Origin of the sequence: Streptomyces sp. BE20 (assembly GCF_036322525.1) — a bacterium.
Lineage (GTDB): Bacteria > Actinomycetota > Actinomycetes > Streptomycetales > Streptomycetaceae > Kitasatospora.
The window spans coordinates 1-367 of sequence record NZ_JAQYWW010000739.1 but is presented as its reverse complement, the minus strand read 5'-3'; the positions used below and the strand labels follow the sequence as shown (position 1 = coordinate 367).

Sequence of the window (367 nt, the reverse complement as noted above, 5' to 3'; positions counted from 1 at the left end):
TCACCTCCGGGTGGACCGGCATGTCCGAGCTGCACGTGGCGGCCGACGACGTCGACGCGCTGTTCTCGGCCGGCCACGACACCGCGGTGTCCATCGAGTGCGTCAGCGACCTCCCCGTGCACTCCGGACTCGTTCTCAAATACGAACGCGTCCGGGAGCTCGTCCGGGTCACGGGCGACGTCCGAGTCCGGCTGGTGCTCGGAGAACGCGATGCGTTCGGAATGCGCGGGCGCAGCGCCGAGCAGCGGGTCGCGCTGGACCTCCTGCTGGACCCGGCGGTCGGCATCGTCTCGAGGGGCGGCCGGGCCGGGCCGGGGAAGTCCGCGCTGGCGCGCTGCGCCGGGCTGGAGGCGGTCCGGGAGCGGCC

1 pseudogene is annotated in these 367 nt (G+C 73.8%); it reads left to right on the top strand.

The window, feature by feature from the left end:
* A pseudogene (locus PUR61_RS16060) lies at positions 1-367 on the top strand (PhoH family protein); the annotation flags it as partial.